This window comes from Rhizobium sp. YS-1r (assembly GCF_000757525.1).
GTDB classification, from domain to species: Bacteria; Pseudomonadota; Alphaproteobacteria; order Rhizobiales; family Rhizobiaceae; genus Neorhizobium; species Neorhizobium petrolearium.
The window spans coordinates 165,786-191,974 of record NZ_JPYQ01000006.1; the positions used below are offsets into that span (position 1 = coordinate 165,786).

The 26,189-nt window shown below is 60.2% G+C and carries 34 protein-coding genes and 1 tRNA gene; 23 read left to right on the plus strand and 12 right to left on the minus strand.

The genetic code is table 11. The features are described from left to right. Window positions 1-20 precede the first annotated feature (20 nt). Window positions 21-785, minus strand: a complete 765-nt coding sequence (locus JL39_RS05210) for a rhomboid family intramembrane serine protease (protein ID WP_200883915.1) — start codon at window positions 783-785, stop codon at window positions 21-23. A gap of 214 nt (window positions 786-999) precedes the next feature. Between JL39_RS05210 and JL39_RS05215 the strand changes: the two genes are divergently transcribed. The 3 genes from JL39_RS05215 (at window position 1,000) to JL39_RS05225 (ending at window position 3,408) form a co-directional block, all read left to right on the plus strand. Then, entirely contained in the window at window positions 1,000-1,587 is a 588-nt protein-coding gene (locus JL39_RS05215; protein ID WP_052182683.1) for a PAS domain-containing protein, read from the plus strand. Between the two features lie 98 nt (window positions 1,588-1,685). Next, window positions 1,686-2,297: a PilZ domain-containing protein gene (locus tag JL39_RS05220; protein WP_037147010.1), complete on the plus strand. Its 612-nt coding sequence runs from the start codon at window positions 1,686-1,688 to the stop codon at window positions 2,295-2,297. A 499-nt stretch (window positions 2,298-2,796) separates the two neighbouring features. Continuing rightward, complete coding sequence (locus tag JL39_RS05225; RefSeq protein WP_037147012.1) at window positions 2,797-3,408, plus strand: transglutaminase-like cysteine peptidase; 612 nt, start codon at window positions 2,797-2,799, stop codon at window positions 3,406-3,408. Between the two features lie 47 nt (window positions 3,409-3,455). On the opposite strand, the gene JL39_RS05230 is transcribed toward JL39_RS05225, so the two are convergent. Next, window positions 3,456-3,824, minus strand: coding sequence for a VOC family protein (locus JL39_RS05230; protein ID WP_037147015.1), 369 nt, complete (start codon window positions 3,822-3,824; stop codon window positions 3,456-3,458). 192 nt (window positions 3,825-4,016) lie between these two features. On the opposite strand from JL39_RS05230, the gene JL39_RS05235 reads away from it, so the two are divergent. The 3 genes from JL39_RS05235 (at window position 4,017) to JL39_RS05245 (ending at window position 6,804) form a co-directional block, all read left to right on the plus strand. After that, a complete protein-coding gene (locus JL39_RS05235; RefSeq protein WP_037147019.1) occupies window positions 4,017-4,751 on the plus strand; it encodes a hypothetical protein in 735 nt (244 codons plus the stop codon). 146 nt (window positions 4,752-4,897) lie between these two features. Further along, a complete protein-coding gene (locus tag JL39_RS05240) occupies window positions 4,898-6,445 on the plus strand; it encodes an SPOR domain-containing protein (protein WP_081952757.1) in 1,548 nt (515 codons plus the stop codon). Between the two features lie 89 nt (window positions 6,446-6,534). Further along, on the plus strand, window positions 6,535-6,804 hold the full coding sequence (locus tag JL39_RS05245; RefSeq protein WP_037147021.1) for a hypothetical protein: 270 nt from the start codon (window positions 6,535-6,537) through the stop codon (window positions 6,802-6,804). 79 nt (window positions 6,805-6,883) lie between these two features. Here JL39_RS05245 and JL39_RS05250 read toward each other — a convergent pair whose 3' ends face one another. Then, the gene (locus JL39_RS05250; protein ID WP_037147024.1) at window positions 6,884-7,321 is read right to left on the minus strand and encodes a DUF1489 family protein; all 438 of its coding nucleotides are present in this window, start codon (window positions 7,319-7,321) and stop codon (window positions 6,884-6,886) included. A gap of 70 nt (window positions 7,322-7,391) precedes the next feature. Further along, window positions 7,392-8,792, minus strand: coding sequence for an L-serine ammonia-lyase (locus JL39_RS05255; protein ID WP_037147026.1), 1,401 nt, complete (start codon window positions 8,790-8,792; stop codon window positions 7,392-7,394). A 525-nt stretch (window positions 8,793-9,317) separates the two neighbouring features. On the opposite strand from JL39_RS05255, the gene JL39_RS05260 reads away from it, so the two are divergent. Further along, window positions 9,318-10,016 carry a DUF599 family protein gene (locus JL39_RS05260; RefSeq protein WP_037147029.1) on the plus strand — a complete coding sequence of 233 codons (699 nt, stop codon included), beginning with the start codon at window positions 9,318-9,320 and terminating at the stop codon, window positions 10,014-10,016. A 16-nt stretch (window positions 10,017-10,032) separates the two neighbouring features. Beyond that, a complete protein-coding gene (locus JL39_RS05265) occupies window positions 10,033-11,028 on the plus strand; it encodes a DUF1624 domain-containing protein (RefSeq protein ID WP_037147031.1) in 996 nt (331 codons plus the stop codon). A 3-nt stretch (window positions 11,029-11,031) separates the two neighbouring features. Here JL39_RS05265 and JL39_RS05270 read toward each other — a convergent pair whose 3' ends face one another. After that, window positions 11,032-11,418, minus strand: coding sequence for a MerR family DNA-binding transcriptional regulator (locus tag JL39_RS05270; protein ID WP_037147032.1), 387 nt, complete (start codon window positions 11,416-11,418; stop codon window positions 11,032-11,034). Between the two features lie 62 nt (window positions 11,419-11,480). Then, on the minus strand, window positions 11,481-12,896 hold the full coding sequence (mgtE, locus tag JL39_RS05275; RefSeq protein WP_037147033.1) for a magnesium transporter: 1,416 nt from the start codon (window positions 12,894-12,896) through the stop codon (window positions 11,481-11,483). A 186-nt stretch (window positions 12,897-13,082) separates the two neighbouring features. Between mgtE and JL39_RS05280 the strand changes: the two genes are divergently transcribed. The 3 genes from JL39_RS05280 to JL39_RS05290 all read left to right on the plus strand — a co-directional run bounded on the left by JL39_RS05280 (window position 13,083) and on the right by JL39_RS05290 (window position 14,460). Continuing rightward, on the plus strand, window positions 13,083-13,574 hold the full coding sequence (locus JL39_RS05280) for a peptide deformylase (protein WP_037148463.1): 492 nt from the start codon (window positions 13,083-13,085) through the stop codon (window positions 13,572-13,574). A 65-nt stretch (window positions 13,575-13,639) separates the two neighbouring features. Next, entirely contained in the window at window positions 13,640-13,897 is a 258-nt protein-coding gene (locus JL39_RS05285; RefSeq protein ID WP_052182684.1) for a BON domain-containing protein, read from the plus strand. 65 nt (window positions 13,898-13,962) lie between these two features. Beyond that, window positions 13,963-14,460, plus strand: a complete 498-nt coding sequence (locus JL39_RS05290; RefSeq protein ID WP_052182685.1) for a BON domain-containing protein — start codon at window positions 13,963-13,965, stop codon at window positions 14,458-14,460. On the opposite strand, the gene JL39_RS05295 is transcribed toward JL39_RS05290, so the two are convergent. Together JL39_RS05295 and lipB are read right to left on the minus strand one after the other, a co-directional pair. Continuing rightward, window positions 14,457-14,879, minus strand: coding sequence for an OsmC family protein (locus JL39_RS05295; RefSeq protein WP_037147037.1), 423 nt, complete (start codon window positions 14,877-14,879; stop codon window positions 14,457-14,459). The two genes, JL39_RS05290 and JL39_RS05295, sit on opposite strands and share 4 nt — an antisense overlap. Before the next feature lie 10 nt (window positions 14,880-14,889). Continuing rightward, entirely contained in the window at window positions 14,890-15,609 is a 720-nt protein-coding gene (gene lipB / locus JL39_RS05300; protein ID WP_037148467.1) for a lipoyl(octanoyl) transferase LipB, read from the minus strand. 176 nt (window positions 15,610-15,785) lie between these two features. On the opposite strand from lipB, the gene JL39_RS05305 reads away from it, so the two are divergent. The 12 genes from JL39_RS05305 (at window position 15,786) to JL39_RS05360 (ending at window position 23,195) form a co-directional block, all read left to right on the plus strand. After that, window positions 15,786-15,870, plus strand: a tRNA-Leu gene (locus JL39_RS05305). 119 nt (window positions 15,871-15,989) lie between these two features. Beyond that, window positions 15,990-16,910 carry a DMT family transporter gene (locus tag JL39_RS05310; RefSeq protein ID WP_037147038.1) on the plus strand — a complete coding sequence of 307 codons (921 nt, stop codon included), beginning with the start codon at window positions 15,990-15,992 and terminating at the stop codon, window positions 16,908-16,910. 100 nt (window positions 16,911-17,010) lie between these two features. Beyond that, window positions 17,011-17,721 carry a hypothetical protein gene (locus tag JL39_RS05315; protein WP_037147040.1) on the plus strand — a complete coding sequence of 237 codons (711 nt, stop codon included), beginning with the start codon at window positions 17,011-17,013 and terminating at the stop codon, window positions 17,719-17,721. An 87-nt stretch (window positions 17,722-17,808) separates the two neighbouring features. Then, on the plus strand, window positions 17,809-18,426 hold the full coding sequence (locus JL39_RS05320) for a GNAT family N-acetyltransferase (protein WP_037147042.1): 618 nt from the start codon (window positions 17,809-17,811) through the stop codon (window positions 18,424-18,426). Window positions 18,427-18,532: 106 nt separating this feature from the next. Continuing rightward, complete coding sequence (locus JL39_RS05325; RefSeq protein ID WP_037147045.1) at window positions 18,533-19,660, plus strand: S-(hydroxymethyl)glutathione dehydrogenase/class III alcohol dehydrogenase; 1,128 nt, start codon at window positions 18,533-18,535, stop codon at window positions 19,658-19,660. 113 nt (window positions 19,661-19,773) lie between these two features. After that, complete coding sequence (locus tag JL39_RS05330) at window positions 19,774-20,193, plus strand: YciI family protein (RefSeq protein WP_037147048.1); 420 nt, start codon at window positions 19,774-19,776, stop codon at window positions 20,191-20,193. A gap of 199 nt (window positions 20,194-20,392) precedes the next feature. Beyond that, window positions 20,393-20,581 (plus strand): YegP family protein, encoded by a 189-nt coding sequence (locus JL39_RS05335; protein ID WP_037148469.1) that lies wholly within the window; start codon window positions 20,393-20,395, stop codon window positions 20,579-20,581. A gap of 52 nt (window positions 20,582-20,633) precedes the next feature. Continuing rightward, a complete protein-coding gene (locus tag JL39_RS05340; RefSeq protein WP_037147050.1) occupies window positions 20,634-21,080 on the plus strand; it encodes a YaiI/YqxD family protein in 447 nt (148 codons plus the stop codon). A gap of 18 nt (window positions 21,081-21,098) precedes the next feature. Continuing rightward, window positions 21,099-21,761 (plus strand): DUF1345 domain-containing protein, encoded by a 663-nt coding sequence (locus JL39_RS05345; protein ID WP_037147053.1) that lies wholly within the window; start codon window positions 21,099-21,101, stop codon window positions 21,759-21,761. A gap of 20 nt (window positions 21,762-21,781) precedes the next feature. Next, complete coding sequence (fghA, locus tag JL39_RS05350) at window positions 21,782-22,615, plus strand: S-formylglutathione hydrolase (RefSeq protein ID WP_037147056.1); 834 nt, start codon at window positions 21,782-21,784, stop codon at window positions 22,613-22,615. A gap of 164 nt (window positions 22,616-22,779) precedes the next feature. Further along, complete coding sequence (locus JL39_RS32405) at window positions 22,780-22,935, plus strand: hypothetical protein (protein ID WP_227702909.1); 156 nt, start codon at window positions 22,780-22,782, stop codon at window positions 22,933-22,935. Beyond that, window positions 22,932-23,195 (plus strand): DNA-binding protein, encoded by a 264-nt coding sequence (locus JL39_RS05360; RefSeq protein WP_037147062.1) that lies wholly within the window; start codon window positions 22,932-22,934, stop codon window positions 23,193-23,195. Before JL39_RS32405 ends, JL39_RS05360 begins: the two co-directional genes overlap by 4 nt. 1 nt (window position 23,196) lies before the next feature. On the opposite strand, the gene JL39_RS05365 is transcribed toward JL39_RS05360, so the two are convergent. From JL39_RS05365 to JL39_RS05380, 4 genes are read right to left on the minus strand one after another with little or no spacing between them, the layout of a single operon-like run. Next, window positions 23,197-23,685, minus strand: a complete 489-nt coding sequence (locus tag JL39_RS05365; protein ID WP_037147064.1) for a hypothetical protein — start codon at window positions 23,683-23,685, stop codon at window positions 23,197-23,199. Window positions 23,686-23,742: 57 nt separating this feature from the next. Then, window positions 23,743-24,534 (minus strand): ATP12 family chaperone protein, encoded by a 792-nt coding sequence (locus JL39_RS05370; RefSeq protein ID WP_037147067.1) that lies wholly within the window; start codon window positions 24,532-24,534, stop codon window positions 23,743-23,745. A 12-nt stretch (window positions 24,535-24,546) separates the two neighbouring features. Continuing rightward, the gene (locus JL39_RS05375) at window positions 24,547-25,200 is read right to left on the minus strand and encodes an HAD-IA family hydrolase (protein ID WP_037147070.1); all 654 of its coding nucleotides are present in this window, start codon (window positions 25,198-25,200) and stop codon (window positions 24,547-24,549) included. After that, window positions 25,200-26,189: an RluA family pseudouridine synthase gene (locus JL39_RS05380; protein WP_037147073.1), complete on the minus strand. Its 990-nt coding sequence runs from the start codon at window positions 26,187-26,189 to the stop codon at window positions 25,200-25,202. Before JL39_RS05380 ends, JL39_RS05375 begins: the two co-directional genes overlap by 1 nt.

A 26,189-nucleotide genomic window follows, 5' to 3' on the forward strand; every position in this document is an offset into this window, starting at 1 on the left:
AGGGCGAGGTCAAACACATATCAAGGTTGAGTGAGCGGCCTTCGTGAAGGCGAGACCGGATCGAAGAATCCGAAAAGCAGAAAGCCGAACAGAAAGCCGCCGATATGCGCATCCCAGGCGATCGGCCCCATGTCCGCACCGAACAGCGTCACGCCAAAGGCGATCAGCAGATTGCCGATGAACCACATTGCCGTGAAGATGACGACCGTGCGGCTGCGGAAGGCGCCGGGAATGGACTGACGGGGATAGAGATGGCCGTGGATTCGATCGTAGCCCCGTCCGGGAGGGAAGGCGAAGCGGCAGGCTGCCCCCATCAACGCGGACACGACGCCGGACGCTCCGATCAGCAGCGTCTCGTTGCCCCAGTTGATCATGGCGTGGAAGAAGGCCGCTGCCGCCGCCGACAGGACCCAGAAGACCACATAGCGCAAGGTGCCGATACGCCTGACGACCGGCGCCCCGAAAGCCATCAGCCAGAGCGCGTTGAAGAGGATATGTTCGAGACTGCCGTGAAGAAGAGAATAGGTGACCGGCGTCCAGAGCCAGGCGAACCCCTGTTCCTCCAGCGGATAGGCATAACGCAGCGGCGTAAAGGCAAGGTTCACGACAAAATAAGCGCGTGTGTCGTCATCAAGCAGATATTCCTGAACGATATAGATTGCCGCGAGCAAGGCCAGCGTCACCACCAGGCTCCGCGGCAGGTTGAAGACCGGCGGTGAGCGCTGATCGTCCTCGTCCATCTCCCGCTGCCCGTCAGCCATGCCCGGTCCGTCGTTCATGCTCATTCCTCTCTGGTCCATTCCCTTTCGGGAATGTCCGCCAGCCATATAGGAGCGGCCCGCCAAAGGAAAGCGTCGCAAGGAGGCGGTGAGGCAGGCTTTGCCTGGTTTATGATTTCTTAACCCTGAGGGGTGGGCCGTGGCACGGATTTCGCTGAGTGGACGGAGAACGCTCGTGCATGAGGCGCGATCTGTATCAAAATGTGACAGGTGACAACGGATGCGAAATAAGGCAAGCCGCGCAATTTTCGACTATTGGGCCAACCTCAGGGGGGACCGCGCGGCACCCTTGCGCACGGAAATCGACCCTGTGGCGCTGCGCCATCTTCTCCCGCATCTCTTCATTGTGACGACCGATGCCTCCGGCCTCCTGACGTTCCGGCTCGCCGGGACGCGTATCTGCGACCTGTTCGATCGCGAATTCCGTGGGGAGGCCTTTGCCGAGGCATGGCTCGAAAACGAGTATCAGCAGCCGGCAGAGATCGTTCAGAACGTCATCCATTATGAGCGGCCGGCATACCTTGAGGTTCTCGCGTCGAACGGCAACCTGCGCCATGCTTATGAAATGCTGCTGCTACCCATTCGGTCGGCTGAGGGAAACGGAAGCGATCGCGTTCTCGGTGCCCTCCTGCCGCAAGGACAGCCCTTCCCCACCACAGAACTTCCCGTCAGTGGTCTTGTGCTGGAAAGCTGGACGTTTCTTGTCGAGAGTGGCGTCCGGATCGATGCGCCGCCGAGCGGCGACCATCACGGCTTTGGCGAAGCGCTGTTGCGTCGTCTCTTCTCATCCCACGGCCAGACATCCTGAACATGGCCTGGAAGTCGCAACGGGGCTGCGCAAAACTTTCTGTTAACCGCGACACGGTATCAGTTTAGCCATACTCTCCAAGAGAAAAGCTTTCTCGAATGTATTCATTTCAGCCGGTGCATACTCCGTCGACGCAGACAATTCCCGCCCAGAGGACTTTTCAGCGGGTGTCGGTCAACGTGGCAGGACGGCTGATGCTCGCGACGCATGAGGAATTTCCCTGCACCGTGGTGGATATGTCGCCCGGCGACGTTGCCTTTGCCTGTGTCGGGCGCCCCGCTGTCGGTGAACGCGTGATCGCCTATCTCGATCACATCGGGCGCCTCGAAGGCACGGTTTTGAACCTTTCGGCGAACGGCTTTTTAATGTCGATCAACGCAACCGATCGCAAGCGGGAGAAGCTTGCGGCCCAGCTTACATGGATCGCCAACAAGCATGAACTCGGCCTGCCCGAGGATCGCCGCCATGACCGCCTGACGCCGCGCAACACCCGGGCAGAAATCACGCTTGACGACGGTCGGCGTTACGCCTGCCGCATCATGGACCTTTCTCTCTCCGGAGCGGCGATCGATATCGATATCCGCCCTGCGATCGGCACGCCCGTGCGTCTCGGCAACATGCGTGGTCGCGTCGTGCGCCATTTTATGGAAGGCGTGGCGGTCGAATTCAATTCTGTCCAGCCGCGCGAGGCACTGACGGAATTCCTTTAAGCAATTCCGCTCTCCCGCCCCTCCCTTCCTCCATCAAGACCCTGTATCATGGCTGCACAGGACGGATTTAGCGCCGTTTGTCTGTGCCAGAACAAACTTTTTCCTAAAAATCGTGCCTTTTCGGGACTTTTTTAGGCCTTCGAAACAGGCCTGGAACACCCCTTCGCGCCTCCCGACAGGCCCCCTGTGGCACGTCTTCTTCGGCGGATGGGCGCCGGATGCAACACGGGCGTTAACTTCCGGAGCCGCTTCCGTCATCCTGGGCGGTTTCGGAAAACCCTTTTCCGGCAAAAGGATAGCAAAAGAAGAAGCCGGTGAGCCGGCTTGATTGCGTGGCATTACAATGAAAATTTCCTTCGGATTTTAGTAAAATTCGATGCGCATTCGAATCATGTTTTAGATAAATTGAATTCAAATAAGATATTGATTTTACTGCGAGATTTTGCGGTCGCTAAAACCCTCTGTGTCAGTGTTCTTCCCACAACGGGGAGACACAAAAATGAAATTCAGCAAGGGACTGGGCCTCGCCGCCATCACCGCTTTCCTGGCGATCTTTTCCGCCGGACATTCCGTCGCCATGCCCGCCGGGGCCATGCGCGTCCTCGGCCCTGCCAATCAGCCGATCGGTCACTACCAGTTCTGCAAAAGCTATGCGAGCGAATGCGCAACGGCCTATAAGGATGCCGGGCCGATTACGCTTACGGAGGACAAGTGGCGGACCCTGCTGGACGTCAATTATACGGTCAATTCCTCGATCATGCCGATGACCGACCAGGAGATTTACGGCGTCGAGGAACTCTGGGCCTATCCCCGCACCGTCGGCGATTGCGAGGACTTTGTCCTTCTGAAGCGCAAGATGCTGATGAAAAAGGGCTTTGACCCTTCCGACCTCCTGATCACTGTCGTGCTTCAGCCGAATGGCGAAGGCCATGCTGTCCTGACCGTCCGCACCGACCGCGGCGATTTCGTGCTCGACAACATGCGCAACAAGGTCATGCTCTGGTCCGATACGGAATATACCTACCTGAAGCGTCAGGCGAGCGACGATCCGGCTCGTTGGGTCAAGCTTCAGGACGGCCGCGCGACAGCCGTCGGTTCTGTCGGCCAGTAATCCCATCGACGAGGGAAAAGGCCGCAGCGACACGGTTGCGGCCAGGATCAGGGCGCGGGGCTGCACATTTGCAGGCGGTTGCCGAACGGATCGTGGAAACTCGCGAATACCACATGGCCCTCGAACATGACGGGTTCGCCGCAAGCCACGCCACGGCACCTGAGTTCGTCGACCGCCGCGTAGCAGTCCCTGACGTTGAACACCACCGTCGTTCCCGTCGACGGCTCCCACTCCGCTCCTGCCATCGTCAGCGAAAGGTTGCCGCCATCGGCGCCGGTCGAGAACTCGATCCAGCCGGCATCCGGCAGATCGTAGAGCGGTTCTCCCAATCCAAGGGTGTCGCGGTAGAAAAGCCGCGCCCGCTCGAGATCCGTAACGGAGATCGACACGACATTGATTCCCTGAAAGAGTTGCACGTCTTCCTCCCTGAGTAACCGGTTCAAGCCATGCGGTCGTGAACTTGGCCCCTCTTTTACGAAGCGTTAACCATGGCGCTCCAGACTTGCGGCGCATTCGCCTGCCCGCATTCCGTATCCTGTCCTGTCTCATTCCAGAGCATGGCTTCAAGGCGGGGTGAATGCCCCTTGGGTGAACATGGAGCGCACGTCATGGCAGGTCCAGCCCCTATCCCTTCGTCCATCGAGGAGGAGCCGCTGATCTCCAACCGGTTTCTCTACCAGTTGACGGCGGTGATCGCAGTTCTGGCGGCGCTGACGGTCGCGATCAGCATCGGCGGCCGCTGGTTCGGTGAGCGCATGGCGCTGGCAGGCCACACCGACAGCACGGAGAAATTCCTCATCCAGATCGGTCAGGACGAGCTCGACCTTTCCGCCAACACGATCCGCTTCCGCGACCAGCGCCAAAACGGTGTTGCCGAGCGCGTGGACCTCTACTTCACCTGGCCGGAACTCGAAGGGTACAGCGCCGCACTGCGCCCGCGGTTTGACGACATTTTCCAGTCCTCATCATTGATTTTTCTGCAATTGTCGCAAGGCACGATGTCGCGCGATATGTCCGGCCGTCTCGACCCGATCTATTCGCGACTTTTCGATGGCGAGCCGCAGCAGTTTGATTTCGGACTGATGCTCCACCGGCTGCGTGCCGATTCCGGCTATGGCCGCGAGGTCATTCTCACCGCCCCTCGCCCTGGCGCCACAGACTACGTCGTTCGCTGCCTGCTGCCGATTGCCGGTGAGAAGCCCACAAGCGGGGATTGCCAGCGCGATATCCACATCGGCCAGGACCTCACGGTGCTCTATCGTTTCTCCAGCGCGCTTTTGAACGACTGGCAACATATTGATGCCTCAGTTCGATCCTTTGTCGAAAACCGGCTGACGAAGTAGGTCTCCACGGACGGTCGGGATTTTGATGCTTAAAATGCAGCATATCTAAGCAAGCTGCTGTTCATCATAAACCTCTTGGTAACGCTGTTCTCCTAGATTGGAGGATAACGGCTGCGACGGGGGAGCGTCCGGACGTGAATGGCGTGATGCAAGCGATGAGTGCGGCAGTGTCGAAAACTAAGTTCTCTGCCTCCTTTCCCAAGGATGGCGCAACGGTCCCGGGATATTTTCTCGGTTATCTCTTCACCCTGATTCTGGCGGTTTCGATCTTTGCTGCGCCTGCGGAAGCGGCGCCGAAATACGCCGGTATCGTCGTGGATGCCAAGACCGGCAAGGTTCTCTATTCGGAAGATCCGGACGGTCTGCGATATCCCGCGTCGCTCACCAAGATGATGACGCTCTATCTCACCTTTGAAGCGCTTGAGGCCGGTCGCCTCAGCCTTGACGCGAAAGTGCCTGTATCCGCCAACGCGGCTTCCGAGCCGCCCTCCAAGCTCGGTGTCCGTGCCGGCGGCTCCGTGACCGTCGATCAGGCGATCCGGGCTCTCGTCACGCGCTCCGCAAACGATATCGCGACCGCGCTGGGTGAGTTCCTCGGTGGCTCCGAGGATCGGTTCGCTCAGATGATGACAAGGAAGGCCCGCGCCCTCGGCATGACGCGCACCACCTATCGCAATGCCCATGGCCTGCCGAATACCGCGCAGATGACGACGGCCCGCGATCAGGCAAGGCTTGGCATCGCGCTCCGCCAGCATTTTCCGCAATATTACGGCTATTTCTCCATCCGCAGCTTTAATTTCGGCAAGCAGGTGATCGGTAACCATAACCGTTTGGTCGGCAACGTGAAGGGCGTCGATGGTATCAAGACCGGGTACACCCGCGCCGCCGGCAGCAATCTGGCGACTTCTGCTCAGCTCGACGGCCGTTCGATCGTCGCCGTCGTGCTCGGCGGCCGTTCGAGTGCTGCCCGCGACGCGACGATGCGCAAGCTCGTTGCCGAATATCTGCCGAAGGCTTCGAGTGGCGGCAACAGCAACCTGATCGCCCAGGCTGCTCCGTCGGCGCCTGTGCCGGTCGCCCCTGTGCGTTCGGCTCCCACCATCGCCGCCACGCAGTCGGAGGCGCGTCAGATGGCGGCCCTCGATCTGCCGAACAGTGGTCCGATGCCCGGTGCGCGCTACAAGGAACAGCCGGCTGCTGCGGAGACTTCGGCCGTCGCCTCGGCCTATGCCGCTGAGCCCAGTCAAAAGAAGGTGATCAGCCAGGCTATGAACACGGCAATGGCCGGCGTGGCAGCCGTCCCGACGCCCGCGCCGGAATATATACCGGCCCGCGCCGAGAATGTTGGTGCTTCCAGCACCGGTAGCGCCACCGTTGACGAAGTCACCACTGCCTCGACGAAGACATCAGCAAAGGCCACCAGGTCAAACGCCGCCGGCGAGACACCGAGCGGCTGGGTGATCCAGATCGGCGCTTCGCCCGATCAGAAAATGGCGGAGAATCTCCTGCAGAATGCGCAGGACAAGGGCGGCAAGGTACTGCGTTCCGCCAAACCCTTCACCGTCGCCTTCAACAGCAACAGCGGGCAGATCTATCGCGCCCGGTTTGGGGGCTTTGATGACCAGAAGACCGCTGTGGATGCCTGCAACGCTTTGAAGAAAAAGGGCATCAACTGCTGGGCTTCGCTCCAGTGAACTGCTGGCGATAGCCAGGCACCAAGAATGTCCGCGGCGGTTCGCCGCCGCGGCGGAATCTCGAAAGTAATGCGTAAACGGGGTTTCCGATGGGAATGAACGAAAACAGCGTGGAATTCGCCTTCAGGTCCTCGCCAAGGGCCAGAGCAAGGGGCGTTGCCCTCAATCCGCTTCATGAGGCGGCCATGCGGCTTGCGGGTATGGGGCTTAGCCGTTCAAAGGAAAAGACGCGCGATCTCGTCGCCATGTTGCTCAGCCATGGCGCCCGCGCCTGGCGCCAATCTCAGCCGGAGGCGCATATCCATCTTCATGTCGGTATGCGCTCCGGCCGGGCACCGGTGCGTCTCAAGCTTCGCTAGTGGATCGTTCTGGAATCTGCATCCAGATGTTGCGGACTCCAGATAGAATGTCGGGATCAATGGTCACTGGCTGCTGCAGTCAGAGAAGCCCGAGTTCGGCGAGTTCTCGTCTGAGCTCTTCCGGCAGCGCTGCAACGCCCTCGCCCATCTTGCCGAGATCGCGTGGCGCTTCCTCATCCTTCAGGTAGCGCCAGCCCTGGAAAGGCCGCTTCGGCTGCGGCGCCGTCTCGATCACTTCCGGACCGAGAACGAGATGACAGCGCTGGATGCCGTCGCCGCCGGTGAAGGTCTCGATATTCATGAGCTTTTGGCGGGCCAGCACCTGTCCCTTGATCACCCAGTAAAGGGAGCCGCCTTCGAGAAGTTCCTCGATGCGTTTCGGAACCATGCGTGTCGTATGAACGCTGTGCGGTTCAAGGCCGGCGGCCATCGCATTGAGCGAGCGCTCGGCTACCCACTCTCTGAGATCCTGGATTGAATCCGCGCCGACACAAAGTTTGATCAGATGAAGAGCCATGGATTTGTTGAAAACCTATTGGCATCGGAGGTCAAGTTTTTGCTCCGTTGCTCCACAGCGGCGAAATGAATCAACACTCGACGACGTTGACGGCAAGCCCGCCGGTCGAGGTCTCCTTGTATTTCTCGCTCATGTCGTTGCCGGTCTGCCGCATGGTTTCGATGCAGGCGTCGAGCGGCACGAAATGCGTGCCGTCGCCCTTGATGGCAAGTGACGCGGCCGTTACCGCCTTGACGGCGCCAAGCGCGTTGCGCTCGATACACGGAACCTGCACTAAGCCGGCGACAGGATCGCAGGTCATGCCGAGATGGTGCTCGAGTGCGATTTCCGCAGCATTCTCGATCTGCTCCGGCGAGCCGCCCATGACCGCGGCAAGGCCCGCAGCCGCCATCGCGGCCGCCGACCCCACCTCGCCCTGGCAGCCGACCTCCGCGCCCGAGATCGAGGCATTGTGCTTGATGATGCCGCCGACCGCCGCCGCCGTCAGCAGGAAGTTGCGGATATCCTCCGGCGTCGCATCCTCATGGAAATGCAGGTAGTAGCGGACGGTTGCCGGGATTACCCCCGCTGCACCATTGGTGGGGGCGGTGACGACACGCCCGCCGCCGGCATTCTCTTCATTGACCGCCATCGCATAGACGGAGAGCCAGTCGTTGGCGAGCAGCGGGTTCAGCCGGTTGCTGCGCCATTCCTCGTTGAGCTTGTCGTGAATCGCCTTCGCCCGGCGCTTCACCTTCAATCCGCCCGGCATGATGCCTTCGACCTTCAAGCCCCGGTCGATGCAGCTTTTCATCGCGTCCCAGATGCGGTCGAGGCCGGCATTCAGTTCGGCAGCGCTGATCTTTGTCTCTTCGTTCGCGCGTTTCATCTGGGCGATCGTCAGGCCTGAGCCGCGCGCCATTTCGAGCATCTGCTTTGCCGTCGAGAAGGGATAAGGCACCCGTGCATCGCCCGATGATTTCAGCGAGGTGCGCATGGCTTCCAGTTCGGTGTCCGTCACGACGAAGCCGCCGCCGATCGAATAGTAGATGCGCTTAAGGAGCAACCGTCCATCGCGATCCAGCGCGGAGAAACTCATGCCGTTGGCATGGCCGGGCAACGGCTGTTTCTTGTCGAAGATGAGATCGGTTTTCGGCTGGAACCGATAAGGCGGATGTCCGGGCGGCGTCACGCGTCCCGTCCGCTCCACCTCGGCAATGATCTCGTCCATCCTGTCCGGATCGACACTTGCCGGCTCTTCGCCCATCAGGCCGAGGATCACTGCCCTGCCCGTCCCGTGTCCGATGCCTGTAAAGGCGAGCGAGCCGTGCAGGCTCACCTTGAGGCTCGCGACCTGCGCACCGGCGGGGCGCGGCCATTCGTTCGACAGGATCAGCGCCAGGAAACGGTACGCCGCCGACATCGGTCCCATCGTGTGGGAACTGGACGGGCCGATACCGATCTTGAAGACGTCGAAGACGGAGAGGAACATGATAATCCGCGCGGAGATACGATGTTGGCAAAGTCTATGTCAGACAGCCGGAATGTTCCAGCGATTGCCCGACATCGGGTTTGATGCCCGCGACATGAGGCAAAAATAGAAACGGCGCGGTTTGAATACCACGCCGAAAGGCCAAAATCCCGCCCGAAAGATTAAGATGAGATCGCGTCTGCAGGTCAGAAGGCGCCGAACAGATAGGCAAGGGCCATCGCACCGGCAAATCCCACGAGGGCCTTGAATGTCACGCCCCAGCAGGATTTCTGAGCAGTCTCTTCCATGTTGTCTCCAGGTTCTTGCCGCATGAGATAACGTCCTCTCCGGATCGTTATGACTAACGGTCTATTAAATTCCCGCCGGCTTCGCAATGAGAAAAATGGCGGAAAAAAGACCGAAATCGCATACCTGCTATGAATTAACGTTTCAAGGTTGTTCGCCGTTCCGGACGCGTACTTGCCGTGACAACCGAAACAACGCATGACGAAAAGAGATGGACGATTCTTCTGCCTGGTGAGGCCCATGACGATCGCCGACTACATTGCTCTGGCTCTTTTCGCCCTTCTCTGGGCTGTCTATTCCTGGATAACGGCGGGATCGGGCGCCCGCTTCTTTCCGCGCGCCAGCCTGAACCGCGCGATGGCCGAACGCCGCAAGCGGTGGATCTACAATTCACTCCGGCGCGATCTGAAGATGATTGACACTCAGATTTTAGCAGGCTTGCAGAATGGCACGGCCTTCTTCGCTTCGACCTCGATTTTCGCGATCGGCGGCTGCTTTGCCCTGCTTGGCGCAACGGACCAGGTGGAAGCCGTCTTCAGCAATCTGCCCCTCGTCGCCTATAGCGGTCGCACCGCTTTCGAGATCAAGGTGGCCGGTCTCACCTTCCTGTTCGGTTACGCATTCTTCAAGTTTGGCTGGTCCTATCGTCTCTTCAATTATTGCACCATTCTCTTCGGTGCACTGCCGATGATGAGCGACACGAATATCGATCCGGCGGCGGCAGAGCGGGCCGCCGATCAGGTCGTGCGGATGAACACCATCGCGGCCAAGCACTTCAATGCGGGGCTCCGGGCGCTCTTTTTGTCGATCGGCTATCTGGGCTGGTTCGCCGGGCCCTATATGTTCATGGCGATGACCTTGTTCGTGATTTTCGTGCTCGCACGCCGGCAATATTTTTCCGAGGCCCGGCTGGCGATCATGGATCGCGACGTCCTCTAATGCGGAAAGACCGCCAGTGACCGTTGCAGAAAGCCAGAATCCCGCGCCTAAAATGCCCCGTATCACGCTGATCGACACGCTGCGCGGTTTGGCGCTGATCGCCATGGCGACCTATCACTTCACCTGGGATCTCGAGTTCTTCGGTTATCTCGATCCCGGCACGGCGACCCAGGGTTTCTTTCGGGTCTATGCCCGGTCGATTGCCAGTTCCTTTCTGTTCCTCGCCGGCGTCAGCCTGGTTCTGGCGCATTTTCCGACGATCCGCTGGTACTCCTTCTGGAAGCGCTTCGCCATCGTTGCCGGCGCGGCGATCGCGATCAGCATCGCGACGCTGGTCGCTTTCCCGAATGAGTGGATCTATTTCGGCATCCTGCACAATATCGCGCTGTCGAGCCTGATCGGTCTGGCCTTCCTGCGCCTGCCCGCGCTGGTCACGGGCGCAGTCGTCGTCCTGATCGCCGCCGCAATGATCATCGACTACAGCCTTGCGCCGGGGCTGCTCGATTCGGCGGCCTTCAACACCCGGTTCCTGAGCTGGCTCGGTTTTGCCGAAATCCCTCCGCGCTCCAACGACTACGTGCCGCTCTTTCCGTGGGTGGCAGCATTGCTGGCCGGTGTCGCTGTCGCCCGCTCGGCAATCTCCATGAACTGGCTGCCGCGGCTTGCCGCAATCCAAACGAAGCCGAATCTTCTTTCAAAAGCCGGACGCCACAGCCTGATCATCTATCTCGTGCACCAGCCGGTTCTGATCGCACTCGTCTATCTCGTCTCGCTCGTCCATCCCGCTCCACCGCCGGACCCCCGACAGAGCTATATGCTGAGCTGTGAAGCCGGTTGCAACAGGCAGGCGAACGATCGGGCGCTTTGCGAGCGCTTCTGCGGCTGCACGGCCGACCGTCTCATGGCACAGTCGCTCATCATCCCGCTGCAGACCGGCACGATCGCCCCTCAGGACGACCGTGTCCAGGCAATTGCCGAGGAATGCTCCATCGGCCTGCAGTTATCTGATTGAATATCACGTTCCGACGCCAATTTCGGCAAGCCGCGTCAGGCAGGCTTCCTCGACGTTGTTGAGTTCAGCGAGCGTATCATCGATGTCCTTGCGCTTTTGGCGCAGCTCCTCGCGTTTCTCGTCGACGCGCTTCATCAGGAGCTTGAGTTGCCCCATCTCGCCCGGCGGCTCCTTGTAGACCTGGATGATTTCGCGGATCTCGGCGATCGTGAAGCCGATCCTGCGGCCCCGCAGGATCTCCTGGATGAGCCTCCTGTCCGCCGCCCTGAAAAGTCGCGTGCGACCCCGGCGCTCCGGATGGATAAGGCCTTCATCCTCGTAGAAACGAAGCGTGCGGGTCGAGACCCCGAATTCGCGCGTCAGTTCCGTTATGCTATAATATTTGTTCACAACCGTATCCTGTTACCCATCCGCCCAAAATAATTGACTTTTACGTAACAGTCAATTTTCGCTCAGTTCAGCAGCCAGAGGGTTGCCAGTCCCAGGAACGAGAAGAAGCCGGTCGTGTCGGTAACGGCGGTGACGAAGACGGCGGACGACACCGCCGGGTCGGCGCCGGCCCGGTCCAGGACCAGCGGAATCATGATTCCGGCCATGGCGGCTGCGAACATGTTGATCAGCATGGCGGTGGCGATCAGCCCGCCGATATGCACGTTGTGGAACCAAAGACCCGCCACGATGCCGACGAGGCAGCCGATGACGATCCCGTTGATGAGGCCGACGCCTGCTTCCCGTCGCGCGACGCGCCAGGCGTTATGGATGTCGAGATTGCGGGTGGCGAGTGCCCGCACGGTGACGGTCATCGTCTGCGAACCGGCATTGCCCCCCATGCCGGCGACGATCGGCATCAGGATCGCAAGCGCCACGACCTGCTCGATCGTCGCCTCGAAAAGCGAGATCACCGAGGCCGAAATGAAGGCAGTGAAGAGGTTGACGAGCAGCCACGGCACGCGCGAGCGCGATGTGTCGGTGACCGAGTCGGAGAGTTCTTCGTCGCCGACGCCCGAGAGGCGCATGATGTCCTCTTCCGCCTCTTCCTGGATGACGTCGACCACGTCGTCGATGGTGAGCACGCCGACCAGCCGCCCGTTCTCGTCCACGACGGCGGCCGAAAGAAGGTCATACTGCTCGAAGATCTGCGCCGCCTCCTCCTGGTCCATGTCGGCGGGAATCGGATGATTGGTCTCGCGCATGATCGTCTCGATCTTGATCTGACGCTTGGTGCGCAGAATCCTGTCGAGATCGATGACGCCGAGCAGCTTGAATGTGGGATCGATGACGAAGATCTGCGTGAAACTCTCCGGCAGGTCCTCCTCATCGCGCATGTAGTCGATCGTCTGGCCGACGGTCCAGAACGGTGGCACGGCGACGAATTCCGTCTGCATGCGCCGGCCGGCGGACTGTTCCGGATAATCGAGCGCCCGCCTGAGCCTCACCCTTTCGGTGAACGGCAGCTGCGCAAGAATCTCTTCCCGATCCTCGTGGTCGAGGTCTTCGAGAATGTAGACGGCGTCGTCCGAATCGAGATCGCCGATCGCGGCCGCGATCTGGTCGTTCGGCATCTGGTCGACGATTTCGAGGCGGATCGCCTCGTCCACCTCGGTCAGCGCGGTGAGGTCGAAATCCTTGCCAAGCAGCCTGACCAGCGCCTGGCGCTGTTCGGGCAGGATCGCTTCGAGAAGATCGCCGAGCTCCGATTCGTGCAGGCGGGCAACGTGGCTCCGCAGGAAGAGCACGTCGCGGTCGGCGATCGCCGCCCCCACCATCGCTAGGAAATCGGCGCGGATCGAACCGTCTTCGGAATAGATATCGTCGCCGGCCTCGTCGGTATTTGTGCGCAGGCGGTCGTCTTCGCCGATATCGCTCATCTGCCGCCCTCGCTGCTCGTATCCGACAAAAGGAGAATGGCGGCTGAAAGCATATTGTCAACAACCGGATAGCTCTATCCGATGCTATTGCTCGTGCCACCGGTTTTCCTGCTAGAACAATTGGCGGCGCGGGTCCAGCCGGCACTGCAACGCACCGCATGGAAGATGCTCGAAGGGAGTGAAGACATGGCCGTCTGTCCGATCCTGAAATATCCCGATCCGGGCCTTGCCAGATCCTGCCAGCCGGTCCGTGTCTTCGATGAAAATCTCAAAGCCCTCGCCCATGATCTTCTCGATACGATGAGGGCGGCGCCTGGCGTCGGAATCACCGCCGCCCACATCGGCATCTTCACCCGCCTCGTGGTGCTGGAATTGTCGAAGGAGATCGGCCCCCGCTTCTATGCCAATCCGGAGATCCTGGCTCTTTCGGAGGAAACGATGCGACACATGGAAGGCAGCGTCTCCATGCCCGGCGTCACCGACGAGATCGAACGCCCGCGTAAAATCCGTTTCCGCTATCAGGATATCGACGGGGCCTTCCATGAGGAGGAAGCCGAAGGCTTCTACGCCGTCTGCATGCAGCACGAGATCGACCAGCTCGGCGGCATCTTCTGGCTGAAGCGGCTTTCTCGCCTGAAGCGGGAGCGTCTGATCCGCAAGTGGGGCAAAGGAAAATAACCCATCGAGGCGAACCAAAATCGCATCCACTCGTTTTCCGGTCGCAGCAAGCAGGAGCTACGGCCATGAATCCAACTGCAGACAAGACAGCAGCCGAACTGGAACGACAAGTCTCCGAAAGGCTGGCAAATCTTCCCGATGTCGACGCGTCCATGATCGAACCGCATGTCGAAGGAACAAGGGTGATCCTGGAGGGTTCCGTCGATACCGTGTTTTCAGCACGCAAGGCGGTGCTGAGTGCGGAAACCGTGGATGGCGTCCACGATGTCGAAAGCCATCTGACGCTCACGGGCAACAAGGATGGCGCGTCAGGGCGTCATTGATGCTATACTGTCCGGCGCACCAGGCAGTGCGCCGGGGCCGGGATTGCAGGCGACAGGAGATGACCATGCCGGGCAAGAAAAAGGCTGACGACATTTCCCGCGAAGAAGATTTTCGCGACTACGACGACCGAAATATCGATGAGGGCTGGCCCTATGACGATGACCCCGGCGCAGACGGCCGGCCGATCGACAACGCCGCCTATGGCCAGCCGGCTGCCAATTTCGATACCGAGCAGAATCGCGGCTATCGTGTCGACGAAGCGGATTTCGACGGTCTGGAGGAACGTGTCGTCGATAGCATCCATCCTGGCACCGAAGGCCTTGAAGATGCGGATGATATGGAAGAGCGCGTAACGGACGCGATCGAAAATCTCGACCTGATCGATATGGACTCGATCGACGTGCATGTCGACGAGGGCCGGGTGACGCTGGAAGGCGTGGTTGACGATGCGGCGACCTCCCACAGGATCGTTCGCACGGCACAGGGCGTTTCCGGCGTCCGTCACGTCGTCAATAATCTCCGGCTCGAGGGCGTCGACAGCCGCATTCCCGATGAAGACTAACCGATCTCGACGGAAAACTCGGGCGAGCTTTTCAGTGTATTGCTGACGGTGCAGATTTCTTCGGCCATGTGGATGATCTCTGCCTTCTGCTCGACGGCAAAATCCCCTTCGACACGGAAATCCACGATGAAGCGGGTAATCCGTGAAGGACCCTCATGGGCCTTTTCACCGGTCACATGCGCCCTCACCTCCGCAAGCTTGTCGAGAACGCCGAGCTTGCTTGCCGCGATCCGGCCGCTGAGCACGAGGCAGGCGGCAAGCGAGGAGAACATCAGGTCGAGCGGATTGAAGCCTGGTTCCGAAGCACCCGTCACGACCTCCACCTGGCCGTCCGTCTCGCTTGTCACCTGTGGGTGACCGGTGCGTCCGAGCACCGCCGTCGCGCCGATCGGGCGGGCCTTCACTTTCAGTTCCACCATTGCCTTCTCCTTACCGCTCCGAAATCGTCTGCCCGAAAATTTCCTCGAACGCCTCGCGCAGCCTCATGTCGACATCGGCCATCATCACCGGCAGGCCGAGATCGACGAGGCTCGTGACACCATAGGCGCTGATCCCACAGGGCACGATGCCGGAGAAGTGCGAAAGGTCCGGATCGACATTGAGGGACAGGCCGTGGAAGCTCACCCAGCGGCGAAGTCGGATGCCGAGCGCGGCGACCTTGTCCTCGGTCATCGAGCCGTCTGGCAGGCGCGGCTTTTCCGGTCGGCGTACCCAAACGCCGACGCGGTCCTCGCGCCGCTCGCCGCGCACGTTCATCATGTCGAGCGTGCGGATCACCAGCTCTTCCAGCGCCGCCACATAGGCGCGCACGTCCTGCCGCCGGCGCTTGAGGTCCAGCATCACATAAGCGACCCGCTGGCCGGGGCCATGATAGGTATATTCGCCGCCGCGGCCTGTGGAAAACACCGGGAATCGGTCAGGCTCGATGAGATCGGCGGAATTGGCGCTGGTGCCGGCGGTGTAGAGCGGTGGATGTTCGAGCAGCCAGACGAGTTCGTCTGCGCGCCCGTCGGCGATCGCAGCAACCTCCTGCTCCATTTCGGCCACCGCCTCCTCATAAGGCACGAGCCCATCGGAAATCCGCCAGCGTACGGGAGGAGAACCGGGCTTCGGCAGCATGGAAAGATCAAGGTCGGTGCGTGTCAGCATGGAGGTCTTCTGGCAAAAACGACGGGAGGCGGCAAGGGCCGGTTTCCCGGCCGCTTCCATATAGGCATTTCAACTGCCGATTTTTATCCTTCAAAAATCTGTCACGGCACACTTGTGCCCGCGAAATCGTTTTGCTACATGCTGCCCCGCCGGCGCAAGTCGGCACCTACCACGATGCGGTCGTGGCGGAATTGGTAGACGCGCAGCGTTGAGGTCGCTGTGGGGCAACCCGTGGAAGTTCGAGTCTTCTCGACCGCACCAGACAAACCCGCTTCGGCGGGTTTTTTGCTGTCCGGGCCTGTCTTTCGCCCCATGTGCCAGCCGCTTGAAGATCGTCACCCGCTGTGATTTGAAGAAGACTGTTCTTCGAAAGCGCCGGCATGCCCCCGTCCACATCCGAAAATCCCTTGAAGGGCATGGCCATCATGGCCACCTGCATGGTCATCCTGCCGACGATGGACGCGATCGCCAAATACATGGCGACGTTCGAGGCCATGTCGCCCGGCCAGGTGACGTTCTACCGATTCTTTTTCCAGCTCGTCTGCATCCTGCCGCTGGTTCTCCTCACCAGTACGGCCGTCTTCAGGGCGAAGCGCCCCTGGATGAATCTCTTCCGCGGCGTGCTGCATGCGGCGGCGAGCCTCATGTTCTTCGTCGCGGTCAAATACATGCCGCTCGCCGACGTCTTCGCCATCTATTTCGTCGAGCCCTTCATGCTCACCATGATGTCGGCGATCTTTTTGGGAGAAAAGGTCGGTTGGCGGCGCTGGTTGGCGATCGTCGTCGGTTTCGGCGGCGCCATGATCGTCATCCAGCCGAGCTATGCGATCTTCGGCTGGACGGCGCTTCTGCCGGTGATCTGTGCCTTCCTCTATACGCTTTACCTCTTCCTGAACCGGGCGATCGGCGAAGCCGATTCGCCGCTTGTCATGCAGACCATGGCGGGCGTCGGCGGCACGCTCTTCATGGCGGCAGCACTCGGCCTGGGCGACCGTATGGGCGGGGCGGATTTCACCCCTTCCCTTCCCGGCTCCTGGTTCGGACTTTTCCTGCTGATACTGCTCGGTTCGATCTCCGGTTATATGCACCTGCTGGTCGTTCGCGCCTTCCGCCTGGCGCCGCTTTCGCTGCTCGCACCCTTCCAGTATTTCGAGATCATCTCCGCAACGGTATTGGGATACGCCCTCTTCGGCGACTTTCCGACGGCCTCCAAATGGCTCGGAATAGCGATCATCGTCGCCTCCGGCCTCTTCATCATCTGGCGGGAACGGCTCAAATCGAAACAGGCCGAAGCCCTTTAACGGTTTCCTTGAACGCCGGTTAACTCCGCTCCTTTCAGCACTCTCAACTTCTTTTCCGTATGCTCCACATGCAGTTTCATGATGAAACGGGGAGAGGAAGATGAGCGGGTTCCGCTTTTCTTTTCCGGCATGCGTCATCGCCGGGAAGGGTCGGATCGTGGCCGACGATGTTTTGATGCTGCGCAAATACGCGTTTCCAGATGGCATCCGCTCCTCCAATGACGCGCTTGCGCTTTTTGCGCTGAACGAGGCTTGTCCCGAGTCGGGTCCTGAATGGACCGCCTACTTCATCGAGAGCCTGACGATGTTCCTCGTCTACGGAAGTACGCCAGAGGGTGTCATCGATGATGGCAAGGCGGCTTGGCTGATGCGCACGATCACCACTGACGGCGCCATCCATTCCGCTCTTGAACTGGAACTCCTGCTGCACACGATGGAAGTTGCATCCGAAGTGCCGGAAAGCCTTTCCGCCTTCGTGCTCGATCAGGTCCGCCTGGCTCTCGGACCGGATCCCCGCGGCGCTTATCACGCAGGCCGTCCTGCTGCTGAAGGCATCTCGGCTTACGATCTCGCCTATATCTGGCGCGTCCTGCGCGGTGCCCTGGAACGCGGCCGGCTGGTGCTTTCGCCACTTGAAGCACTGGTGCTGCGCGAAATCGATCGCCTTGCCGCCCCCTCCGATCACCATCCCGCCTGGCGCGAGATGATGGCGGCGGTTGTGATGGTCGAAAGGCCGAAGGAGATGCTGCGCGCGAAGCGGTGGCTGGCAATCGATGACCGACATCTTCTGGACGAACATGTTGCCGCATAAACTGCCCTGGGCTTGCCTTTCGGCCGGTCGATTGTCGCGCCAGAGCCACGCCATTGACATTCGAGCGTGAACTGGCTCCAAAGCGGCATGAAGACCGAAAATCCTCCGCTTCCTTCCGGCTATTCCGCCGTCCCGCCCGGCAAGCTCGCAAATGTCGAGACACGACTCGAAATGTTTGCGCGGCCCCCTGCAAAAGCCGCACCTGAGACTGATGCATCGCTTGTCCTCAAGCGCTGGCTATCTCCCGAGATAGAGGCTTACCGTGCGCTTTTCCGCGCGGTCGGCGAGGATTGGATGTGGGTTTCCCGCCTCGTCATGGCCGATGACAAACTTGCTGCCATCCTGAGGGATCCGCAAGTCGAAGTCTTCAGGCTGATGGACGGCGATCGCGCCATCGGCTTGCTGGAACTGGATTTCCGCGAAGAAAGCGAATGTGAACTGACCTTCTTCGGTCTCGTCGCGGACGCCATCGGCAAGGGTGCCGGCCGCTTCCTGATGGATCGTGCAATCGAAATCGCCTGGTCACGTCCCATTCGTCGCTTCTGGGTGCATACCTGCACTTTCGATCATCCCTCTGCGGTAAAATTCTACCAGCGTTCCGGCTTCCGGCCCTATGCCTTCATGGTCGAAGTCATCGACGATCCGCGCCTTGTGGGCCTGATGCCGAAAAATGCAGCAGCGCATGTGCCGCTGATTGAGTTCTAGTACGCTCACCAATTCCGACCGAGGGCGGTTCCTTACGGCTTGAGCCGCAGCACCTCCCCGTGCGAAGGTCCGCCCGGATTCGAAAAGTACCTAAGGGAGAGACAAGATGGATGTCCGTGCCGCCGTTGCCGTCCAGGCTGGAAAACCACTCGAAGTGATGACCGTTAAGCTCGAAGGCCCGAAGGCCGGCGAGGTGCTGGTGGAGGTCAAGGCGACCGGCATCTGCCACACCGACGATTTCACGCTCTCCGGTGCCGATCCGGAAGGTCTCTTCCCGGCCATCCTCGGCCATGAGGGCGCCGGCATCGTTGTCGACGTCGGCCCCGGCGTCACCTCGGTGAAAAAAGGCGACCACGTTATTCCGCTCTACACGCCGGAATGCCGCGAATGCCCTTCCTGCCTGTCACGGAAGACGAATCTCTGCACGGCGATCCGCTCCACCCAGGGCCAGGGCGTCATGCCGGACGGCACTTCGCGTTTCTCGATCGGCAAGGACAAGATCCATCATTATATGGGTTGTTCGACCTTCGCGAACTACACCGTCCTGCCGGAGATCGCTGTCGCCAAAGTCAATCCCGACGCTCCCTTCGACAAGATCTGCTATATCGGTTGCGGCGTCACGACCGGCATCGGCGCGGTCATCAATACTGCCAAGGTCGAGATCGGATCGACCGCGATCGTCTTCGGCCTTGGCGGCATCGGCTTGAACGTCATCCAGGGACTTCGCCTTGCCGGAGCCGACATGATTATCGGCGTGGACCTGAACAACGACAAGAAGGCCTGGGGCGAACGTTTCGGCATGACCCATTTCGTCAATCCGAAGGAGGTCGGCGACGATATCGTGCCTTACCTCGTCAACATGACGAAGCGCGGCGCGGACCAGATCGGCGGTGCCGACTACACGTTCGACTGCACCGGCAATACCAGGGCGATGCGCCAGGCGCTGGAAGCCTCGCATCGCGGTTGGGGCAAGTCGGTCGTCATCGGGGTTGCCGGCGCCGGCCAGGAAATCTCCACCCGTCCGTTCCAGCTTGTCACCGGCCGTAGCTGGATGGGAACCGCCTTCGGCGGTGCGCGCGGCCGCACCGACGTGCCGAAGATCGTCGACTGGTACATGGAAGGCAAGATCGAGATCGATCCGATGATCACCCACACCATGCCGCTCGAAGACATCAACAAGGGTTTTGAGCTGATGCATGGCGGAGAATCCATCCGCAGCGTCGTGATCTACTGACGGAAAAGCCGCGTTTCGGAAAAAATCGTGGCAGGAATGTCTGCTTAACCTCACCTCGTTCGTCATCGGTACAGAAGTCAATGAAGGCTTCTGTACCGAGAGGAGAGAAGACGATGCGCGTTATGGTTATAGTCAGAGCCACCAAGGACAGCGAGGCAGGGATCCTGCCTTCGACCGAACTCCTGGAGGCTATGGGGAAGTATAACGAGGAACTGGCTGCCGCGGGCATCATGCTTGCCGGCGAAGGTCTCAAACCGTCCTCGGCCGGCAAACGGGTCGCATTCGACGGCGTGAGCCGGATCGTCACGGACGGCCCCTTCACCGAAACCCGCGAAGTGATCGCCGGCTTCTGGCTGTGGCAGGTCAAGGACATGGCGGAGGCTGTCGAATGGGTCAAACGCTGCCCCAATCCCATGCCCGGTCCGAGCGAGATCGAAATACGGCCGCTCTACGAACTGGCCGACTTCGGCGAGACACTGACGCCGGAGGTGAGAGATCTGCACGAGCGTACTCGTACGAAAACCTCCGGCTGAACACGACAGCGCGGGCGACGGCCACCCGCGTCATGCTGCTCGAAGATATCAACAGGTTTTTTCGCCAATGCGTGGCGGCGAATCGATCCGCGGCGTAGTGATCTAGCAAGCGCGGCACTCATACCTTGTCAGAGCCGCGCTTGCCATCGCAGCGAACAAATCTATGATTCCGATTCCAATCAATGGAGACGAGCAGACGATGTACAAGTTCGAAATCTACAAGGATAAGGCCGGAGAGTTCCGTTTCCGCTTCAAGGCTCCAAACGGCCAGACCATGTTCTCGTCCGAGGGGTATTCGGCCAAGGCTTCTGCCGTCTCCGCGATCGAGTCCATCCAGAAGAATGCACCTGGCGCGGCGATCGACGACCAGACAACGGCAACCGCCTGAGTGATAGCTTCTTCCCTTCACGCTCAGCTTTATCGCCTGAGGGGATAGCGTCATGATCTACGTCGATGCTGATGCCTGTCCGGTGAAGCCGGAAATCCTCAAGGTCGCGGAACGCCACGGCCTTGAGGTGAGTTTTGTCGCCAATTCCGGCCTCCGCCCTTCGCGGGATCCGATGATCCATAACATCATCGTCTCCGGCGCCTTCGATGCCGCCGACGATTGGATTGCAGAACGCGCCGGCCAGGGCGATATCGTCATAACCGCCGATGTGCCGCTTGCCGGCCGTTGCGTCGCCAAAGGTGCCCATGTGACCGGCCCGACCGGTCGTATCTTCGACGCGACCAATATCGGCATGGCCTCCGCGATGCGCGATCTTGGGGCTCACTTGCGTGAAACCGGCGAGAGTAAAGGCTATAACGCTGCCTTCTCTGCCCGCGACCGGTCAAAATTCCTTGAAACGCTGGACAGGCTCTGCCGCCGCACCAGATCAGGCGCGTGAGACATCGGAAAGACCGCCATGCCGAGCTCCTGGCAAAGGTTGAAGCATCATCGGCATGGACCGTTCCTCATCGGCACTGTCACCGCACTTGCCTGCCTGCCCGTCCTGTTCGTTTACGTGCCGCATCTCGCGGCGGGCATCACGGTCATTGTCTTCTTCCTGATCTATCTCGGCATGATGGCTGCCCGTATCCCCAAGCTGGACGGCTCCGTATTGCGGCAGAAGGGGCAGAACAACGATGAGCCGGCGCCGGTCATCCTTGCCGTGACGCTGCTTGCGGTCCTGGCCGCCGTGGTCTCGCTCTTCGAAGCATTGAACCGGGGCCGGCCGACGGGCCTGACGGAAATATCATTGGCTTTCGCATCGGTCTTTCTGGGATGGTTGACGATCCACATGATGTTTGCCATGCACTACGCCCATCTTTACTGGCGGCCGGACGAGCAACGGCAGGAGAACGAAGCGAAGCGCGGCGGTCTTGATTTTCCCGAGACGGATGAGCCCGGCGCCTACGATTTCCTCTATTTTTCCTTCGTCATCGGCATGACGGCCCAGACGTCCGACACCGCCATCACCACCACCGCCATGCGTAAGATCAACCTTGCGCATGCGGTCATATCCTTTTTCTTCAATACCGTGCTGGTGGCTGCCGCGGTCAATGCCGTGGTCTCGCTTGCGGGTTGAGTTCTTCAGGAGAGAAACGCATGAAAATCCTGTCCCAGAACACCGCCTTTGGCGGCATGCAGGGTGTCTATTCGCATCAGTCCGACGCCTGCAACTGCGAGATGACCTTCGCCGTCTTCGTGCCGCCGAAAGCCATCCATGAGCCCTGCCCCGTCCTCTGGTATCTCTCCGGCCTCACCTGCACGCATGCGAATGTCATGGAGAAGGGCGAATACCGGCGCATGGCCTCCGAACTCGGCCTCATCGTCGTCTGCCCGGACACCAGCCCTCGCGGCAACGACGTGCCGGACGAACTCACCAACTGGCAGATGGGCAAGGGTGCCGGCTTCTATCTCGATGCGACTGAAAAGCCCTGGGCCGAAAACTACCGGATGTACACTTACAGTACCGAAGAACTTCCTGCTTTCGTGAGCCAGCATTTCCGCGTGGACATGGATCGTCAGGGCATTTTCGGCCACTCCATGGGCGGTCATGGCGCCATGACGATCGCTCTGAAGAATCCGGATCGCTTCAGAAGCTGCTCGGCCTTCGCGCCGATCGTCGAGCCCTCGACCGCCGACGGGTCGGTCCCCGCCTTCGAGAAATACCTCGGCCCGGACCGCGCCGCATGGCGCCGATATGATGCCTGCGCCTTGGTGGAAGACGGAGCGCGGTTCCCCGAATTCCTGATCGACCAGGGCAAGGCGGACGGGTTTCTCGAAAACGGCCTGCGTCCCTGGCTGTTCGAGGAAGCGGTCAAGGAAACCGGTATCGGCCTGACGCTCAGGATGCACGAGCGCTACGACCATTCCTACTATTTCATCTCGACCTTCATGGACGATCACCTCCGCTGGCACGCGGAGCGATTGAGATAGTCGCTTGAGTTCCATCAGGTCAAAATATATATTGTATATGTATGGACATTCAGTGGTCGGATGAAAAGAATGATCTGCTCAAACAGAAGTTCGGTTTCGGCTTCGAAAGGATCATCATCGCGTTAAGCGATGGTAAGCTCCCGGATGATCGTCAGCATGCGAATATGGAACGTTATCCCCATCAGCGACAATTGGTGGTCGAGATCGAAGCCTACGCATTTGTCGTGCCCTATGGGGAAACGGAAGACGGGATATTCCTGAAGACCTTTTTTCCGAGCAGGAAGGCGACCCGCATCTATCTGAAGGGTGAGAAGCCGTGAGCAAAAGCAAAGTCGTTGACCTGAGCGATGAAGAAATCATCGCCCTGTCGGAAACCGACGAGTGGGTACCGGTTGGTGACCTGGAAGAGCGCAGGCGCTTCTGGAGGGAGGCCGCGCGCAACATGATTGAAGGAAAGCGGCAGAGAATCTCGATCTCCATTCCGGAAAGAGATTTGGCACGTCTCAAGGCCAAGGCCTTGGAGATGGGAATGCCCTATCAGACACTGATCAATTCGATCCTGCACAAATGCGTTTCGTGATTCACGGAAACAGCGCGTTGGCGATTGTCGGCCGCTGGCCACCGTCCAGCTTGAATTCGCCGGCGATGCGCTCCGCGATCCTGCCGGCAAGTTCCCTATCTGCTTCGTTCGTATCGAAGAGGAAGATCGAGGTCTTGAAGCTGCCTTCGGCGATCGGCTCGCCGCTCGCAACGGAGATGGCCCGGACCGTCACCCTCGCCTCGTGCCGGCTGCCGATCAGGAGCGGAACATGCGACGCGGTATCGATGCGTACGGTGATGATGGTGCGCGGCAGGATGATGGACCGCACCGTCGCCCGGATCGCCTCGTCGATCAGCATGTCGGTGGCGATGACGAGGCCCTGCGGCACATCGGGACGCGCGGTGACGAATGCGCCGCGCACGTCGTAGAGTAGCTTTTCGCGCCTTTCGTCTTCGGCCGGCATGCGGAAGGCCATGAGTGGCAAGGCCGCTAATACGATGAGAGCGAAGCGAAGGGCGTGGCGGAGCATCGGGAGGTCCGAAAACGATCTGACCCGATCTTGTGCCCGATTACGGTTAGAGAACCCTTAAGCGACCGGCCTCAGCGCATGAAAAACTGCCGCCGCCGCCTGTATCTCCTCGAACCGTTTGGCGCGGCGATGCTCGGCCTCCGCATCCGCGCCCCAATGCTCGTTGGTCCAGTCCTCTTCGAGATGGGCAAGCGCCCAGGCCTCGTCGACGGTGATGCGGCCTTCCGCAAAGGCAAGCGCCAGGATTGCCGAACCGGTCAGCGTCGTGACGGTATGCAGCACCGCCAGTTCGATCGGCGTGGCATATTTCCTGAGCGTCACCCCGAATGCGGCTATCGCCTCCTTCGGCTGTTCCTGTGGCATGATGCCTTCGACCAGGATGAAGCGAGCCCCAAGCCCGTTCGCCGCCCAGTCGATGATCGGATCCCATTGCTCGTTCTGGCGGACGACGAGATTTTCCGGGCTGTCGGCGCGATAGCAGAGCATGTCGCTTGAAGAAAAGCGCAGGACATCCTCGAAGACGGGCTGCGTATCGGGCGCAATCCCGTCGATCGCCGTGTTGACGAGCCGCGTCACAGGCATCGTGCGCGGGTCGATGACATCCACCTGATCGGCCCATTCATCCCGCAGCAGTTCCGCCAGCCTTTCGGTCGGTGCGACGAGCGCGTTCTTGGCTGGCGTCTTCACCGGCCGGCCGTCGAGATGGAGCGCATGCCCGCCCTCGCCTTCAGACACCGAAACCTCTTTGTAGAAGCGTTTCGGCAGCGGTTTCTGCATCTGGATCTGCGCCCGCCGTGTCGGATCGGCATGGCTAAGCATGTCGGAAGGGTCCGGGAAAATGTCACGCATGGAAAACAAACCTCAGCCGATATGGGCGAGAATCTCGCTCGGGTGATGGATGACGGCGTCGGCTCCCGCCTCTTTCAATTCGCCCACCGAGGCATAACCCCAGGATACGCCGACCGCTTTGGCCCCGGCGGCTTTTGCCATCTGCATATCGTAAATGGCGTCGCCAATGACAAGAGTTTCCTCCGGTCGTATGCCCGTTTCATCGCAGCATTCTGTCACCATGGCCGGATGCGGTTTGGATGGGCAATCGTCGGCCGTCCGTCCCACGACGAAATATCTATCGAAACCATGCGTTTCCATCACGAGATTAAGGCCGCGTCGCGATTTGCCCGTCACCGCGCCAATCAGCAGGTTCTTGCGGGGGCCGATTTCGTCGATCAGTTCGCGGATGCCGGGAAACAGCGGCTCCTTGAAATTGAGATCCTGCCGGACGACGGAAAACAGCGACTTGTAATAGGCCGTCATGTCGACGTCTTCCTGATCCGCATGCTGTTTGCCCTGCATGCGGGCGATCGCGATGTCGAGCGTCAGGCCGATGATCGACTTGGTATCCGCCACCTTGGGCTCCGGCTTGCCGAACTGCGCGAAGGTGCGCCGCATGGTTTCGTGGATAAGGCCGGCGCTGTCGACCAGCGTCCCGTCGCAATCGAATAAAACAAGTCTCATCAGTCTTCTTCTTTTTCGCCGTCGACTTCGTTGAAGCCAAGCAGGTTCCAGCTTTGCACCATATGCGGCGGCAACGGCGCGGTCACCTTCAGCCGGCCGCCGGCAGGATGCGGAATATCGATATGCCGCGCATGCAGATGCAGCCGCTTCTGAATGCCGCCGGGAAAATCCCAGTTCGGATCGTCGATGAAATACTTCGGATCGCCGATGATCGGATGACCCATGTAAAGCGCATGGACGCGGAGCTGGTGGGTGCGGCCCGTATACGGCTCCATCTCCAGCCAGGCAAGGCGCTGTGCTGCGGTATCGATCACGCGGTAATAGGAAACCGCATGATCGGCGCCCTCCTCGCCGTGCTTGGCGATCCGCATCCGGTCGCCGTCGGGCGTCTGCTCCTTGACGAGCCAGGTGGAGATCTTGTCTTCATGCTTGCGCGGCACGCCCTTCACCAGCGCCCAATAGGTCTTCTTGGTGTCGCGTTCGCGGAAGGCGGCGGTCAGCTTCTGGGCCGCGCCGCGAGTGCGGGCGATCACCAGCACGCCGGATGTGTCGCGATCCAGCCGGTGCACGAGCCGCGGCTTCTCGCCTTTGGCGCTCACCCAGGCGTCAAGCATCTTGTCGATGTGCCGCGTCACGCCGGAACCGCCCTGTACCGCAAGACCGGCCGGCTTGTTCAGGACGAAGACCTTGTCGTCCTCGTGGAGCAGCATGCGTGAAAGAAGCTCGGCGTCGCCGGAATGCTTGAGCTCCTTGGACGCGATCGGCCCGGTCTTCTTCGCATCCACCTCGATCGGCGGAATGCGCACCATCTGGCCCGGCTGAACACGGGTATCGGATTTCACGCGCCCGCCATCGACGCGCACCTGTCCGGAGCGCAGAAGTTTCTGCAGTGGGCCAAAACCGAGGCCCGGATAACGGGTCTTGAACCAGCGGTCGAGACGCATGCCCGCCTCGTCCGCCTCGACACGGATATGCTCGATGCCTGCCAT